Origin of the sequence: Nocardioides agariphilus (assembly GCF_015352445.1) — a bacterium.
Classification (GTDB): Bacteria; Actinomycetota; Actinomycetes; order Propionibacteriales; family Nocardioidaceae; genus Nocardioides; species Nocardioides agariphilus.
The window spans coordinates 1-14,057 of sequence record NZ_JADKPO010000033.1; the positions used below are offsets into that span (position 1 = coordinate 1).

The following is a 14,057-nucleotide window of genomic DNA, read 5'->3' on the forward strand; positions in this document are numbered from 1 at the left end:
CGTAAAAAACAACATCAAACCCAAACCAAAAAGATCAGGGCATGACAAACTAATCCGTCGACTAAATGACACACTGTTGAGTTCTCAAAAATCAGACGCGCTCCAGTCGTGCCCTCTCGGGCCGTGCTGGGGGCAACCTGAGAAAACTTACCGGAGTGGCACCTTCAGCGCAACTCGGTAGAGCTCCTCGCGTGCCGCGCTCCCGGGGGCCTTCTGGCCCTGCCCGGAGGCGACGGGCAGAAACGTACACACCCGTTGAGAGGGTGCCAAATCGGGGTCAGGAACCGGGTCGGCGAGGCTTGGCGGGACGGTACGGCGACACGGTCTGCGCGCCGGTCTCCCAGAACCGCCAGGGTCGGTCGGGGGCCCCGCGCAGCCCCACGCGGGGGCCGCTGGAGACGTGGGTGACCGGCTCGGTGAGCTCCAGGGAGAGAGATCCGTCTGTGAGGTCGGCGCCGTTGTGGGCCAGGTCGATGGCGAGCGCCTGGCACAGTCGGGCTGGGCCACGGGCCAGGTCGCGGTCAGAGCTGCCGTTGCGCCGCGCTCGGGCGATCTCCGCTCCTCGGATGACCTCACCGGCACGCAGGAGGACTGCGCTGGGGTTGCCGGGCGGGCCGCAGACGACGTTGCAGCAGTGGTGCATGCCGTAGGTGAAGTAGACGTAGAGATGGCCGGGTGGGCCGAACATGACGGCGTTGCGGGAAGTCCGCCCGCGGTAGGCGTGCGAACCGGGGTCCTCGGGTCCGTCGTAGGCCTCCACCTCGGTCAGGCGCACCGCGACCTCGCCATGGGTCACGACCGCGCCCAGGAGCCGCGGTGCGACCTCGAGGACAGTCCCGGCGAGGACCTCACGCAAGCCGGGCACGGTGTCCGGCAAGGCGGTCACTGAGCTCCGCGAGCTGCTCGCGCACCCGATCCGGTGCGGTGCCGCCCCGGCCGTTGCGAGACGCGACCGAGCCTTCGACGCTCAGCACGGAACGCACGCCGGACGTCAACAGCGGCGAGATCGAGGCGTACTCGGCGTCGCTGAGCTCAGGCAGATCACAACCGAGCTCCTCGCACCTGCGGACACAGGCCCCGGCCAGCTCGTGCGCGACCCGAAACGGTACGCCCTCGCGGACCAGCCACTCGGCGATGTCGGTGGCCAGCGAGAAGCCCTGCGGAGCCAGGGCGGCGAGACGGGCGTTGTCGAAGGTGAGAGTGGCGACCAGCCCTGTCATCGCCGGCAGGAGCAGCTCGAGAGTGTCGACCGAGTCGAAGACCGGCTCCTTGTCCTCCTGGAGGTCCCGGTTGTAGGCCAGCGGGAGAGCCTTCAGCGTGGCCAGGAGGCCCGTGAGGTTGCCGATCAGCCGGCCGGCCTTGCCTCGGGCGAGCTCGGCGATGTCGGGGTTCTTCTTCTGCGGCATGATCGAGGACCCGGTCGACCACGAGTCGTGCAAGGTGACGAAGCCGAACTCCTTGGTGGACCACAAGATCACCTCCTCGGCCAGGCGCGAGAGGTCGACGCCGATCTGGGCCGCCACGAAGGCGAGCTCGGCGACGAAGTCGCGAGACGCGGTGCCGTCGATCGAGTTGGGCGTCGAGCCGTCGAAGCCGAGCTCGCGTGCCACGGCCGTCGGGTCCAGCCCCAGGCTGGACCCGGCCAGGGCCCCGGACCCGTACGGCGAGTCGGCCGCCACCCGGCGGTCCCAGTCACGAAGCCGCTCGAGGTCGCGCACGAGCGCCCAGGCGTGGGCGAGCAGATGGTGGGACAACAGCACCGGCTGGGCGTGCTGCAGGTGCGTACGGCCCGGCATCACCACGTCGAGGTGACCCCGGGCCTGGTCGGCGATCGCCGACACCAGGTCGAGGAGCAGCATTGCGACGGTGTGGGCGTGGTCGCGCAGGTACATCTTGAACAGCGTGGCGACCTGGTCGTTGCGCGAGCGACCTGCGCGCAGCCGCCCGCCCACCTCTTGCCCGACCTCGGCGATCAGGAGGCGTTCGAGCGCACCGTGGACGTCCTCGTCGGACGGGTCCGGGTGCAGGTCGCCGGCGGCGTACCGCTCCCCTAGCGCGTCGAGACCGGACACCAGGGACGCGTGGTCGTCCGAGGTCAGGAGGCCGGCAGACAACAATGCGTTGGCATGGGCTCGGGAGCCGGCGAGGTCGTAGGGCGTGAGCCGCCAGTCGAAGTGCGTCGACCGCGACAGGGCCTGCAGTTCGGGCGACGGTCCCGACGCGAACCGGCCGCCCCAGAGCGCACCCGTGTTGGTGCCGCTCACCCGATCACCGCCTCGACGGCCAGGGCCAGGATCTCCGGCAGGTCCTCGGCGGGAACGGCCGGGTCAAGGTCCTGGAGCAGCAGCACCTCGCCGTCCGGGTTGACGGGCAGCACGCGCGCGGTGACCCGCGGGATCGGCTCCATCAGCCCGTTCAATCGGTGCCCACCTCCATGGCCGCATTGTCCAGTGCCTCGTCATCGATGTCGTCGCCGAGGGTCGGGTTGGAGGCGATGCGGTCGTACCCGCCGGCGGGCAGCTCACCGAGCAGGATGCCGTGCTCGACCAGCACCTGGCCCTCGTCCAGCGGCTGGTCGGCATAGAGCTCGAGCTTGGCGCGAGAGTCGGCGATGTCGAGGTTGCGCATCGTCAGCTGGCCGATCCGGTCGGTGGGGCCGAACGCCGCCGTCTCGACACGCTCCATCGACAGCTTGTCGGGGTGGTAGGAGAAGTGCGGACCGTCGGTGCGCAGGATCGTGTAGTCCTCGCCCCGCCGCAGGCGCAGCGTGACCTCGCCCGTGACAAGGGAACCGACCCACCGCTGGGTGGCCTCGCGGATCATCAGCGCCTGCGGGTCGAGCCAGCGGCCCTCGTAGAGGAGGCGGCCCAGGCGCCGGCCCTGGTCGTGGTACGACACGAGGGTGTCCTCGTTGTGGATCGCGTTGAGCAGCCGCTCGTAGGCGACCCACAGCAAGGCCATGCCGGGGGCCTCGTAGATGCCGCGGGACTTGGCCTCGATGATGCGGTTCTCGATCTGGTCGGACATGCCGAGGCCGTGGCGTCCGCCGATGGCGTTGGCCTCGAGGACCAGCGCGACCGAGTCGGGGTAGGACGTGCCGTTGATGGCGACCGGTCGGCCCTTGTGGAACTGGATGGTGACGTCCTCGGTCTCGATGGCGACCGAGGGCTCCCAGTGCTTGACGCCCATGATCGGCTCGACCGACTCCAAGGAGACGTCGAGGTGCTCGAGGGTCTTTGCCTCGTGGGTGGCGCCCCAGATGTTGGCGTCGGTGGAGTAGGCCTTCTCCGCGCTGTCGCGGTAGGGCAGGTCGTGCTCGACCAGCCACTGGCTCATCTCGTGGCGACCGCCCAGCTCGCTGACGAAGTCGGCGTCGAGCCACGGCTTGTAGATGCGTAGGTCGGGGTTGGCGAGCAGCCCGTAGCGGTAGAAGCGCTCGATGTCGTTGCCCTTGAACGTCGACCCGTCGCCCCAGATGTCCACGCCGTCCTCGTGCATGGCGCGCACGAGCATGGTGCCGGTGACGGCTCGTCCCAGCGGCGTGGTGTTGAAGTACGCGCGGCCGGCGCTGCGGACGTGGAAGGCGCCACAGGCCAGGGCTGCCAGGCCCTCCTCGACCAGCGCGGACCGGCAGTCGACGGCACGGGCGATCTCGGCGCCGTACATCTTGGCTCGGTCGGGGACCTGGTCGATCTCGGGCTCGTCGTACTGGCCCAGGTCGGCGGTGTAAGTGCACGGGATCGCGCCCTTGTCGCGCATCCAGGCGACGGCGACGGAGGTGTCGAGCCCGCCGGAGAATGCGATGCCGACGCGCTCCCCCTTGGGCAGGGTGGTGAGGACCTTGCTCATGCTCAGCTTTCGTCGGGGGTCTCGTGGGCGGGGTGGTGCTCCTCGGCCAGTGCGAGGAACCGGCGGGCAACGGCATCGCCGCCCTTGGGGTCACGGGCGATGACGAGGACGGTGTCGTCGCCGGCGATGGTGCCGAGCACGCTGTCGAGCCCTGCCTTGTCGACGGCACTGGCGAAGAACTGGGCGGCACCAGGAGGCGTCCGGAGCACCACCAGGTTGGCGCTGGCCTCGGCGCTGACCAGGAGCTCCGAGCAGAGCCGGGCCAGACGGTGCGAGGTCGACGCGGTCTCCCCCGGCGCCGCTGGTCGCCGGTCGCCGCCTTCGCCGGGAACGGCGTAGACGAGAGCGCCCGAGATCGACCGGACGCGTACGGCGTCCAGCTCGACCAGGTCGCGGCTCAGGGTCCCCTGGGTGACGTGCACGCCGGTCTCGGCGAGCAGCTCGGCGAGCTCGGTCTGCGACCGCACCTCGTGGGCGGTGACGAGGTCGACGATCTGTTGGTGCCGGGCGCTCTTGGTGGCCGGCCTGAGAGCGGCCTTGGTCATCCGCTCTGCTCCAGCAGCCAGGTGATGATCGCCTTCTGGGCGTGGCGACGGTTCTCGGCCTCGTCCCAGATGACGCTCTGCGGGCCGTCGAGGACGTCGGCGTCGATCTCCTTGCCGCGGTAAGCCGGGAGGCAGTGCATCACGATGGCGTCCGGGTCCGCGTGGGACATCAGCTCGGCGGTGACGGTGTAGTCGGCGAACTTCACCAACCGCTCCTCGGCCTCGCTCTCCTTGCCCATCGAGACCCACGTGTCGGTGACCACGACGTCGGCGCCGGCGACCGCCTTGACCGGGTCTTGCTCGAGAAGCCCCGAGCCGCCGGTCGTCGCCCCGATCTCGTTGGCGCGGTCGACGACGGCCTGCTCAGGGTTCTGGCCCTCGGGGGCGCTGATCCGCACGTGCATGCCGGCGGTCGCACCAGCAAGGAGCCAGGAGTTGCCCATGTTGCAGGCGCCATCACCGACGAAGGCCACGGTCAGCCCGGCGAGCGAGCCCTTGCGCTCCTTCACCGTCAGCAGGTCGGCGAGCAGCTGGCAGGGGTGGTAGGCGTCGGTGAGCGCGTTGACGACGGGCACACCGGAGTAGGTCGCCATCTCCTCGATCGCGTCCTGGCCATAGGTACGCCAGACGATGACGGCCGCCTGTCGTCCGAGCACCCGCGCGACGTCGGCGACCGACTCGCGCTTCCCGATGCCGGCCAGCGTGCCGTCCACCAGCATCGGGTGGCCGCCGAGCTCGGCGATGCCGGCCGCGAAGGATGCCTGGGTGCGCAGCGTCGGCTTGTCGTAGATCGTCGCGACGGTGAGCGGACCGGCGAGCGGCTTCGCGTCGTACGGCGCGAGCTTGAGCTCGGCGGCCAGGTCGAGCACCGCGGCCTGCTCGGCCGGGCTGAGGTCGTCGTCGGCGAGGAACGAGCGGGTCCCAGTCGTTGTCACTGTGAGCCTCCGTAGGCGTCGTCGAGGATCGCTGGCCAAGCGGCCAGGAACGCGTCGACGTCATCGTCGCCGATCACCAGTGGCGGGGCGAGGCGGACACGGTCAGGGGTCGGGTTGTTGATGATGAACCCGCGCGCCAACGCGGCGGCGGCCACGTGTGCGGAGAGCGGCGCGGAGAGGTCCAGCCCCACGAAGAGGCCTTTGCCGCGGACCTCGGTCACCCGCGGGTCGGCGGCCAACCCGTCGCGCAGCCGGTGGCCGATGGCTGTCGAGTGGTCGAGCAGGCCTTCCTTCTCGATGGTGTCCAGGACGGCCAGCGCCGCAGCGCAGGCCACTGGGTTGCCGCCGAACGTCGTGCCGTGGTTGCCGGGCTGGAGCAGCGTGGCCGCGTCACCGAGACCGATGCAGGCGCCGATCGGGATACCGCCGCCCAGGCCCTTGGCGACCGTGACGACGTCGGGGTCGGCGGCGTCGCCGGCGAACCAGCGTCCGGTGCGGCCGATGCCGGTCTGGATCTCGTCGAGCCAGAGGAGTGCGCCGTTGTCGCGGGTGATCTCGCGCGCGGCTGCCAGGTAGGTCTCGGGCGGCACGATGACGCCTGCTTCGCCCTGGATGGGCTCGAGGACCACGGCGGCGGTCTGGTCGGTGACCGCGCGGGCCAGCGCGACCTCGTCGCCGTAGGGCACGAACGTGACGTCACCGGGCAGCGGCTCGAACGGCGTGCGGTAGGCCTCCTTGGCGGTGAGAGCCAGCGCCCCCATGGTGCGGCCGTGGAAGGCGCCCTCGGCGGCGACCAGATGGGTGCGGCCCGTGCGTCGGGTGAGCTTGAAGGCCGCCTCGTTGGCCTCGGTACCGGAGTTGGTGAAGAACACCCTGCCCTCGCGCTCGAGCAGGCCGAGCAGCCGCTCGGCCAGCTCGACCTGGGGCTGGGAGGTGAAGAAGTTCGAGACGTGACCGAGCCGGCCGAGCTGGTCGGTGACAGCGGCCACGAGCGCAGGATGCGCGTGGCCGAGGGCGTTGACGGCGATGCCGCCGAGGAGGTCGACATACTCCTTGCCGTCGGCGTCCCAGACGTGCGCACCCTCTCCCCTGGCCAGCACCAGCTTGGGTGGGCCGAAGGTGTTCATCACCGACGCGGTGTATCGCTCCTGCCAGTGCTGGCTCATGAGGACTTCGCCTTGCGGATCTTGGTCGCGACGCCGGGCAGCACCTGCGTGCCGACGCCCTCGTCGGTGAAGAGCTCGAGCAACACCGCATGGTCCTCGCGGCCGTCGACCACGGTGGCTCTGGCGACCCCGCCTTGCACCGCCTGCAGGCAGGCGGCCATCTTGGGCACCATTCCGCTGGCGAGAGCGGGCATCAGGTCGGCCAACGCCTCCGGCGAGATCTCGCCGATCACGTCGTCGCTGTCGGGCCAGTCGCGGTAGAGGCCCTCCACGTCGGTGAGGACGAGCAGCTTCTCCGCGCCGAGGGCGACCGCGAGCGCGGCCGCGGCCGTGTCGGCGTTGACGTTGTGCACGGTGCCGTCGACGTCCGGAGCAACGCTGGAGATGACAGGGATGCGCCCGGCCTCGACCAGGTCGAGCACGGCTTCGGGTCGCACGCTCGCCACCTCGCCGACCAGGCCGAGGTCGACCTCCTCGCCGTCCACGACCGTGTTGGTGCGCTGGGCGGTGAAGAGGCCGGCGTCCTCGCCGGAGAGCCCGACGGCCAGCGGGCCGTGCTCGTTGACGAGTCCGACGAGCTCGCGCTGCACCTGTCCGACCAGCACCATGCGCACGACGTCCATCGCCTCCGGAGTGGTGACCCGCAAGCCGCCCTTGAACTCGGAGGCGATACCGAGCCGGTCGAGCATCGCGGAGATCTGGGGCCCACCGCCGTGGACGACCACCGGCTTGAAACCGGCGAACCTCAAGAAGGCGATGTCCTCGGCGAAGGCCCGCTTGAGGCTCTCGTCGGTCATCGCGTTCCCGCCGTACTTCACCACCACGATCTTGCCGTGGTAGCGCTTGAGCCACGGGAGTGCGGCCGCCAGGACGGCGGCCTTGGCGGGTTCGACAGCGGGCCTCGTGTCGTCGATCGTCATGAGGAGTACGCGCTGTTCTCGTGGACGTAGGCGTGCGTCAGGTCGTTGGTCCAGATCGTCGCCCGCTCCTCGCCGGACTTGAGGTCGACGGTGACGGTGACCTCGCGGCTCGTGAGGTCGACCTTGGCGGGGTCCTCGGCGGGCGTGGACTTCCGGCAGACCCAGACGCCGTTCATCGCGACGTCGAGGTCAGCCGGGTCGAAGGCGGCTTTCGTGGTGCCGATGGAGGCGAGTACGCGGCCCCAGTTGGGGTCGTTGCCGAACACCGCGGCCTTGAACAGGTTGCTGCGGGCGATGCTGCGGCCGACCTCGATCGCGTCGTCCTCGGTCGCCGCCCCCTGCACGGTGATGGCGATCTCGTGGTCGGAGCCCTCGGCGTCGGCGAGCAGCTGCATCGCGAGGTCGGTGCAGGCGCGCGTGACCGCGTCGGTGAGGTCGGGCAACGACGGCGTGACGCCGGAGGCGCCGCTGGCCAGCAGCGCGACGGTGTCGTTGGTGGACATGCAGCCGTCGGAGTCGAGCCGGTCGAAGGACACCTTCGTGGCGGCCCTGAGCGCCGCATCCAGATCTTGCGGCGAGGCGACGGCGTCGGTCGTGAGGACGACGAGCATGGTGGCCAGCTGCGGCGCGAGCATGCCGGCACCCTTGGCCATCCCACCGACCGACCATCCTGCGCCCTCCACGACCACCTGCTTGCTGACGTGGTCGGTGGTCATGATCGCGTGGGCGGCGTCGTCGCCGCCCTGCGTCGACAGGGCGGCGTAGGCCGCGTCGGTGCCGGCAAGAACCTTCTCGCGCGGGTTGGCCAGGCCGATGAGCCCGGTCGAGCAGACGACCACGTCGCCCGCGCCCGCACCGAGGTGCTCGGCGACCCGCTCGGCGACGGCGTGCGTGGTCTGGAAGCCTTCGGGGCCGGTGTAGCAGTTGGCTCCGCCGGAGTTGAGGAACACCGCGCGCACGACGCCGTCCTTGACCACCTGCTCGCTCCAGAGCACGGGGTTGGCCTTGCACCGGTTGGCGGTGAAGACCGTCGCGGCGTCGTAGCGCGGACCCTGGTTGACCACGAGCGCGACGTCCTTGCCCCCACTGGACTTGAGGCCCGCCGCGACCCCGGCGGCGCCGAAGCCTTGGGGATGGGTGACGCTCATGGCGCGAGTCCTACGGTGGTCAGGCCGGTGGTCTCGTCGAGACCCAGGGCGAGGTTCATGCACTGCACGGCCGCGCCGGCGGTGCCCTTGGTGAGGTTGTCGACCGCGCCGACGGCCACCAGGCGACCGGCCCGCTCATCCACGGTGACCTGGAGGTGTACGGCGTTCGAGCCGAGGACGGCTTGCGTCTGCGGCCACTCGCCGGGCGGAAGTACGTGGACGAACGGCTCGTCGGCGTAGGCCTTGAGGTAGGCCGCCCGCGCGTCGTCCGCCGTGACGCCCGCCTTGACGGGGGCCGAGCAGGTCGCGAGGATTCCTCGCGACATCGGGACGAGGACGGGGGTGAAGCTGACGCGCGCGCCGAGGTTCTGCTCGATCTCGGGTGTGTGCCGGTGCACGCCGCCGACGCCGTAGGCCGAGGTGTTGCCCATCACCTCGGATCCGAGCAGGTTCGGCTTGAGGGACTTGCCGGCCCCGCTCGTGCCGGACGCAGCGACGACGACCACGTCGGGCTCCACGAGATCGGCGGCGAGCGCGGGGGCGAGGGCCAGGGTGGACACGGTCGGATAGCAACCCGGCACGGCGATCCTGGTCGCACCTCGAAGTGCCTCGCGCGCGCCAGGCAGCTCGGGCAGGCCGTAGGGCCAGGTTCCGGCGTGCGCGGACCCGTAGAACGCGGTCCACGCATCGGCGTCGGCAAGGCGGAAGTCGGCGCCGCAGTCGATGACCACGACGTCGTCGCCCAGACCGGCGGCGATCTCCGCCGACGTGCCGTGAGGCAGGGCCAAGAAGACGACGTCGTGCCCTGCCAGCACGTCGGTCGTCGTGGGCTCCAGCACCCGCTCCGCCAAGGGCGTCAGGTGCGGCTGCAGCAACCCGAGTGACTGCCCGGCGTTGCTGCTGCCGGTGAGCGCGCCGATCTCGACCCCTGGGTGTCCCAGGAGGAGGCGCAGCAGCTCGCCACCGGCGTACCCGCTCGCTCCGGCGACGGCAACCTGGCACCTCGTCATGACGCATGACTATACATAAAGCCGCATAGTCATGCACCTCGCTGTCCACCGGTGACGATGTCGGCGATCCGGACTAACGTCGGATCATGAGCCGGTTGAGCGCGTCCCAGTACCTGTCCGCCATCGAGTCCGAGTCGATCCGCTTCAGGGAAGTACTGGCAGACGCGCAACCCGGGGCCCCCGTGCCGACCTGTCCCGCATGGACCGCCTTCGACCTGCTCCATCACCTGGCCGAGACCCAGGGCCACTGGGCCTGGGTCGTGGCCAACCGACCCAAGGACCCCACCGATCGTCCGGAGGCGCCACGCGCCGCGTCCTACGCCGAGGCCCTCACCGCCTTCGACGAAGCCTCGGCGGCGCTCGTCGCCGCGTTGCGCGAGGCCGACCCCGCCGACCCCGCCTGGACGTGGTCCGACGACCAGAGCGTCGGCTTCATCCTCAGGCGCCAGGCGCACGAAGCGCTCATCCACCGGCTCGACGCCGAGCTGACCTCCCTCGGGCACTTCACCGACCTCGACGCCGCACTCGCGGCCGACGGAGTCGATGAGGTCCTCGACGTGATGTACGGCGGCTGCCCCGAGTGGGGTGAGTTCTTCCCGCTCCCCCACTACATCCGCGTCGAGCTCACCGACACCGGCGAGGACGTGTGGGTCCAGCTCGGCCGCTTCCACGGCACCGACCCCGATGGCATCGAGCACGAGGAGGACGACATCCACGTCGTCGCCGACCCCGGCATCGAGGCCGACGCCGTGATCAGCTCCCCCGCCGGCGTCATGGACGCCCGCCTGTGGCGTCGCGGCGACGGCGACGCCATCCACCTCGCCGGCGACCTCGGCATCGTCGACCACTTCCGCAGGGTGATCCACCAGCCGATCAACTAATCCTGTCTACCGCTGCACCGCGCCGAGCCGTTCTGCGGCTAGCCTCACCGCGACGTCGCGGGCGGCGCCGGCTTCTTCCTCGGTGAGGGTGCGGTCGGGGGCGCGGAAGCGGAGCGCGAAGGCGAGTGACTTCTTGCCCTCACCGACCTGAGGGCCGGTGTAGACGTCGAAGAGGCGGATCGACTCGAGGTACTCGCCGGCTCCTTCGCGCAGGGCGGCCTCCACGTCGGCAACCGACACCGACGCGTCCACGACGAGCGCGACGTCCTCCTTGGCGAGCGGGAAGTTGGAGAAGCCAGGGGCCTCGACCATCGCGGCGGCGTGCTCGAGCAGGCGGCTGAGGTCGAGTTCGGCTGCAGCGGTTCGCCCGGGTACTCCGTAGGCGGTACACACCCGTGGGTGCAGCTCGCCTGCGTGGCCCAAGACGGCGTCGCCGACCATGACCTCGGCGCAGCGACCGGGGTGCCATGGCGCACGTGCGGCAGCTCGAACGGTCACCTCCACGCCGACCGACTCCGCGACCCGGCGCACAGCCTCGACAGCGTCGGCCCAGGTCGCGGCCCGGCCCTCGCCCCACCAGCCCGGCCGCTCGCGCTCCCCGGCGACGACGAGCCCGAGGTGCAACGGCTGGGCCGGCAACGCCTTGTCGAGCTCGTCGAGCTGGGCATCGCTCGGCCGCTGGTCGACCCCGAAGATCGGAGCCGGTCCGGTCGCACGGGGCAGCGTCACCGTCGCGGTCTCGAAGAGTGCGAGGTCCGAGGCACCCCGACCGGCGTTGCGGGACGCTGCCTTGAGTAGGCCGGGCAGCAAGGTGGTCGTCATCGACGGCTCTTCCGAGGAGAGCGCGTTGGCCAGCCGCAGCACGGTGCGCCGCGGGTCGCTGTCCTCGAGCCCGAGCGCGTCGAGGTCCTTGGTGCCGATGAACGGGAAGCTGACGATCTCGACGTAACCCTCGCCCGCGAGGGTGCGACCGATGCGACGGCGCAGGCGCTGGCTACGAGTCAGGCCTCGTCCGTGCGCGGCGGGTGGGAGCACCGACGGCACGTTGGCGTAGCCGACGATGCGGGCGACCTCCTCGACCAGGTCGAAGGGATCGGTGATGTCGCCGCGCCACGGCGGCGGCGTCACGGACAGGCTCGATCCGTCCTCCACCACCGAGCAGCCGACGGCCCGGAGGTTGTCGACCGTGGTCGCCGCCGGGATGTCCATGCCGGTCACCCGGGCCGGCAGTTCGGCGTCGATGAGGATCGCCGTGCGAGCAGGCGCTGCGCCCACAGAGGTCACGCCGTCCTCGACGGTGCCGCCGCCGTAGGTCGTCAGCAGCTCGGCCACGCGGTCGGCCGCGATGAGCGGGATGGTCGGGTCGGTGCCGCGCTCGAACCGCTTGGACGCCTCCGAGGGCAGCTTGTGGCGGCGCTCGGTGCGGAAGATCGCGACGGGGTCCCAGTGGGCGGCCTCGATGAAGATGTTGGTCGTGGTCTCGCACAGCTCGGTCGTCTCGCCGCCCATCACGCCGGCCAGACCGATCGGACCGCTGTCGTCAGTGATCAGCAGGTCCTCGACCGAGAGGTTCCGGTCGACGCCGTCGAGGGTGCGCAGGCGCTCACCCTCGCGGGCCCGGCGTACGACGATCGGGCCGGCCAGCTTGTCGCGGTCGAAGCCGTGGATGGGCTGCCCGAGCTCGAGCATCACGTAGTTGGTGACGTCGACGGCCAAGGAGATCGGGCGCATGCCCGACAGCTGGATGCGACGAGCCATCCAGTCGGGAGTCGGTGCCGAGGGGTCGAAGCCCGTCACCGAGCGGCCGGTGAACACCGGACAGCCGACCGGGTCCTCGACCTCGACGGGGTAGGCCGCCGACGGGGACGAGGGGGCTGGCCGGTCAGCGGGGTCGGTGAACGGCACTCCGTAGGCGAGTGCGGCCTCGCGCCCGACCCCGCGCAGCGACAAGGCGTAGGCGCGGTCGGGGTTGATCTCGAACTCGATGACCTCGTCGCGTAGCGGAAGTACGTCGAACACGTCGTCGCCAGGCGCCCCGGCGTCGGGAGGCAGAACGATGATGCCGGCGTGGTCGTCGCCGAGCCCGAGCTCGCGAGCCGAGCAGATCATCCCGGCAGACACGTGGCCGTAGGTCTTGCGAGCTGCGATCTCGAAGTTTCCGGGGAGTACCCCGCCGGGCAGGATCACCGGCACCAGGTCGCCCACGGCGAAGTTGTGGGCGCCGCAGACGATGCCCTGTGGCTCCCCCGTCCCGTTGGCCGCACCGACGTCGACCGAGCACCACCGGATGGTCTTGCCGTTCTTCTGCGGCTCGTCCTCGAACGAGAGCACCCGCCCGACGACGAGCGGTCCGGTGATGTCGTGACCGGGCCGCTCGATGGCCTCGAGCTTGAGTCCCAGTGCGGTCAGACGGTCGGCGAGCTGGGCGGTGGTGACGTCAGCCGGCAGGCCGGGGACGACAGCACGGATCCAGGACACTGCGGCGCGCATCGCGGCTCAGAGCTCCGTTCCGAAGGCCGAGGAGAACCGGACGTCACCCTCGAACAGGTCGCGCAGGTCGGCAACGGCGTAGCGCATCATCAGGGTGCGGTCGATGCCCATGCCGAACGCGAAGCCCGTGAAGCGCTCGGCGTCGACGCCGCACGCGATGAGCACCCGCGGGTTGACCACGCCACAGCCGCCCCACTCGACCCAGCCCTCGCCACGGCAGGTGCGGCACTCCTCCGAGTTGACGCCGCGGCAGATCCAGCAGATCAGGTCGACCTCGGCGCTCGGCTCGGTGAACGGGAAGTACGACGGGCGGAACCGCGTGGTGATCCCGTCGCCGAACATCGCGGCGGCGAAGTGGTCGAGCGTGCCCTTGAGGTGGGCCATGGTGATGCCCTCGTCGACCACGAGCCCCTCGACCTGGTGGAACATCGGCGAGTGCGTGGCGTCGTAGGGGTCGGTGCGGTAGACCCGCCCCGGGCACACCACGTGGATGGGCGGCTTGCGGGTCAGCATGGTGCGGGCCTGCACGGGTGAGGTGTGGGTGCGCAGCACCACGTGGTGGTCGGCCGGCTCGGTCCACAGCGTGTCCTGCATGGTGCGCGCCGGGTGGTCGGGACCGAGGTTGAGGGCGTCGAAGTTGAGCCACTCGGCCTCGACGACGGGACCTTCGGCGACCTCCCAGCCCAGCGCGATGAACACGTCGGCGATGTCCTCGGACAGCGTGGTCAGGGGATGCCGCGAACCAGCCCGGCGGCGCGTGGTGGGCAAGGTGACATCGACGGCCTCCTCGACCAGCATCCGCTCCTCGTGCTGCGCCTCCAGCTCGGCCTGGCGCGCGACGAGCGCCTCCTGGACCGCTCCCCTGGCCTGACCGACCCGCTGACCGGCCTCCTTGCGGGCCTGCGGCGGGAGCGCGCCGATCTCGCGGTTGGCCAGCGCAAGGGGGGATCGGTCTCCGGCGTGGTCGAGGCGCACCTGCTTGAGCTCGGCCAGGTCGGTTGCCCCGGCGATGGCCGCAAAGGCCTGCTCGCGCATCTCCTCGACCTGGTCAGCCCGCAGTGGGGTGACCTCGACGGGGTCGAAGGACGTGTTGGGGCCGGACATGACCCGAAG

The 14,057-nt window shown here is 70.6% G+C and carries 13 protein-coding genes; 1 reads left to right on the forward strand and 12 read right to left on the reverse strand.

Annotated features, from left to right (window positions below):
- Positions 1 to 277: 277 nt before the first annotated feature.
- From ISU10_RS18825 to argC, 10 genes are read right to left on the reverse strand one after another with little or no spacing between them, the layout of a single operon-like run.
- Entirely contained in the window at positions 278 to 865 is a 588-nt protein-coding gene (locus ISU10_RS18825) for a DNA-3-methyladenine glycosylase (protein WP_194698021.1), read from the reverse strand.
- The gene (gene argH, locus ISU10_RS18830; RefSeq protein ID WP_194697978.1) at positions 849 to 2,264 is read right to left on the reverse strand and encodes an argininosuccinate lyase; all 1,416 of its coding nucleotides are present in this window, start codon (positions 2,262 to 2,264) and stop codon (positions 849 to 851) included. Before argH ends, ISU10_RS18825 begins: the two co-directional genes overlap by 17 nt.
- Complete coding sequence (locus tag ISU10_RS18835; protein WP_194697979.1) at positions 2,261 to 2,419, reverse strand: hypothetical protein; 159 nt, start codon at positions 2,417 to 2,419, stop codon at positions 2,261 to 2,263. Before ISU10_RS18835 ends, argH begins: the two co-directional genes overlap by 4 nt.
- The gene (gene argG / locus ISU10_RS18840) at positions 2,416 to 3,849 is read right to left on the reverse strand and encodes an argininosuccinate synthase (protein WP_194697980.1); all 1,434 of its coding nucleotides are present in this window, start codon (positions 3,847 to 3,849) and stop codon (positions 2,416 to 2,418) included. The genes ISU10_RS18835 and argG overlap by 4 nt, the downstream gene beginning before the upstream one ends.
- A 2-nt stretch (positions 3,850 to 3,851) precedes the next feature.
- Positions 3,852 to 4,394: an arginine repressor gene (locus ISU10_RS18845; RefSeq protein WP_194697981.1), complete on the reverse strand. Its 543-nt coding sequence runs from the start codon at positions 4,392 to 4,394 to the stop codon at positions 3,852 to 3,854.
- The gene (gene argF / locus ISU10_RS18850; RefSeq protein ID WP_194697982.1) at positions 4,391 to 5,329 is read right to left on the reverse strand and encodes an ornithine carbamoyltransferase; all 939 of its coding nucleotides are present in this window, start codon (positions 5,327 to 5,329) and stop codon (positions 4,391 to 4,393) included. Before argF ends, ISU10_RS18845 begins: the two co-directional genes overlap by 4 nt.
- Positions 5,326 to 6,495: an acetylornithine transaminase gene (locus ISU10_RS18855; protein WP_194697983.1), complete on the reverse strand. Its 1,170-nt coding sequence runs from the start codon at positions 6,493 to 6,495 to the stop codon at positions 5,326 to 5,328. Before ISU10_RS18855 ends, argF begins: the two co-directional genes overlap by 4 nt.
- Positions 6,492 to 7,415 (reverse strand): acetylglutamate kinase, encoded by a 924-nt coding sequence (gene argB, locus ISU10_RS18860; protein ID WP_194697984.1) that lies wholly within the window; start codon positions 7,413 to 7,415, stop codon positions 6,492 to 6,494. Before argB ends, ISU10_RS18855 begins: the two co-directional genes overlap by 4 nt.
- Positions 7,412 to 8,563, reverse strand: a complete 1,152-nt coding sequence (gene argJ / locus ISU10_RS18865; RefSeq protein WP_194697985.1) for a bifunctional glutamate N-acetyltransferase/amino-acid acetyltransferase ArgJ — start codon at positions 8,561 to 8,563, stop codon at positions 7,412 to 7,414. Before argJ ends, argB begins: the two co-directional genes overlap by 4 nt.
- A complete protein-coding gene (argC, locus tag ISU10_RS18870; protein WP_194697986.1) occupies positions 8,560 to 9,573 on the reverse strand; it encodes an N-acetyl-gamma-glutamyl-phosphate reductase in 1,014 nt (337 codons plus the stop codon). The genes argJ and argC overlap by 4 nt, the downstream gene beginning before the upstream one ends.
- A gap of 86 nt (positions 9,574 to 9,659) precedes the next feature.
- Here argC and ISU10_RS18875 point away from each other — a divergent pair, with 86 nt between their 5' ends.
- Complete coding sequence (locus ISU10_RS18875) at positions 9,660 to 10,454, forward strand: maleylpyruvate isomerase N-terminal domain-containing protein (RefSeq protein WP_194697987.1); 795 nt, start codon at positions 9,660 to 9,662, stop codon at positions 10,452 to 10,454.
- 6 nt (positions 10,455 to 10,460) lie between these two features.
- On the opposite strand, the gene pheT is transcribed toward ISU10_RS18875, so the two are convergent.
- Both pheT and pheS read right to left on the reverse strand, forming a co-directional pair.
- Positions 10,461 to 12,944, reverse strand: a complete 2,484-nt coding sequence (pheT, locus tag ISU10_RS18880) for a phenylalanine--tRNA ligase subunit beta (RefSeq protein ID WP_194697988.1) — start codon at positions 12,942 to 12,944, stop codon at positions 10,461 to 10,463.
- A 6-nt stretch (positions 12,945 to 12,950) separates the two neighbouring features.
- Positions 12,951 to 14,048, reverse strand: a complete 1,098-nt coding sequence (gene pheS, locus ISU10_RS18885; protein WP_194697989.1) for a phenylalanine--tRNA ligase subunit alpha — start codon at positions 14,046 to 14,048, stop codon at positions 12,951 to 12,953.
- Positions 14,049 to 14,057 lie beyond the last annotated feature (9 nt).

Coding starts and splice junctions, on each gene's coding strand:
- argG (WP_194697980.1), bottom strand. CDS start 3,849: ATGAGCAAGGTCCTCACCACCCTGCCCAAGGGGGAGCGCGTCGGCATC.
- ISU10_RS18845 (WP_194697981.1), bottom strand. CDS start 4,394: ATGACCAAGGCCGCTCTCAGGCCGGCCACCAAGAGCGCCCGGCACCAA.
- ISU10_RS18855 (WP_194697983.1), bottom strand. CDS start 6,495: ATGAGCCAGCACTGGCAGGAGCGATACACCGCGTCGGTGATGAACACC.
- argB (WP_194697984.1), bottom strand. CDS start 7,415: ATGACGATCGACGACACGAGGCCCGCTGTCGAACCCGCCAAGGCCGCC.
- argJ (WP_194697985.1), bottom strand. CDS start 8,563: ATGAGCGTCACCCATCCCCAAGGCTTCGGCGCCGCCGGGGTCGCGGCG.
- argC (WP_194697986.1), bottom strand. CDS start 9,573: ATGACGAGGTGCCAGGTTGCCGTCGCCGGAGCGAGCGGGTACGCCGGT.
- ISU10_RS18875 (WP_194697987.1), top strand. CDS start 9,660: ATGAGCCGGTTGAGCGCGTCCCAGTACCTGTCCGCCATCGAGTCCGAG.
- pheT (WP_194697988.1), bottom strand. CDS start 12,944: ATGCGCGCCGCAGTGTCCTGGATCCGTGCTGTCGTCCCCGGCCTGCCG.
- pheS (WP_194697989.1), bottom strand. CDS start 14,048: ATGTCCGGCCCCAACACGTCCTTCGACCCCGTCGAGGTCACCCCACTG.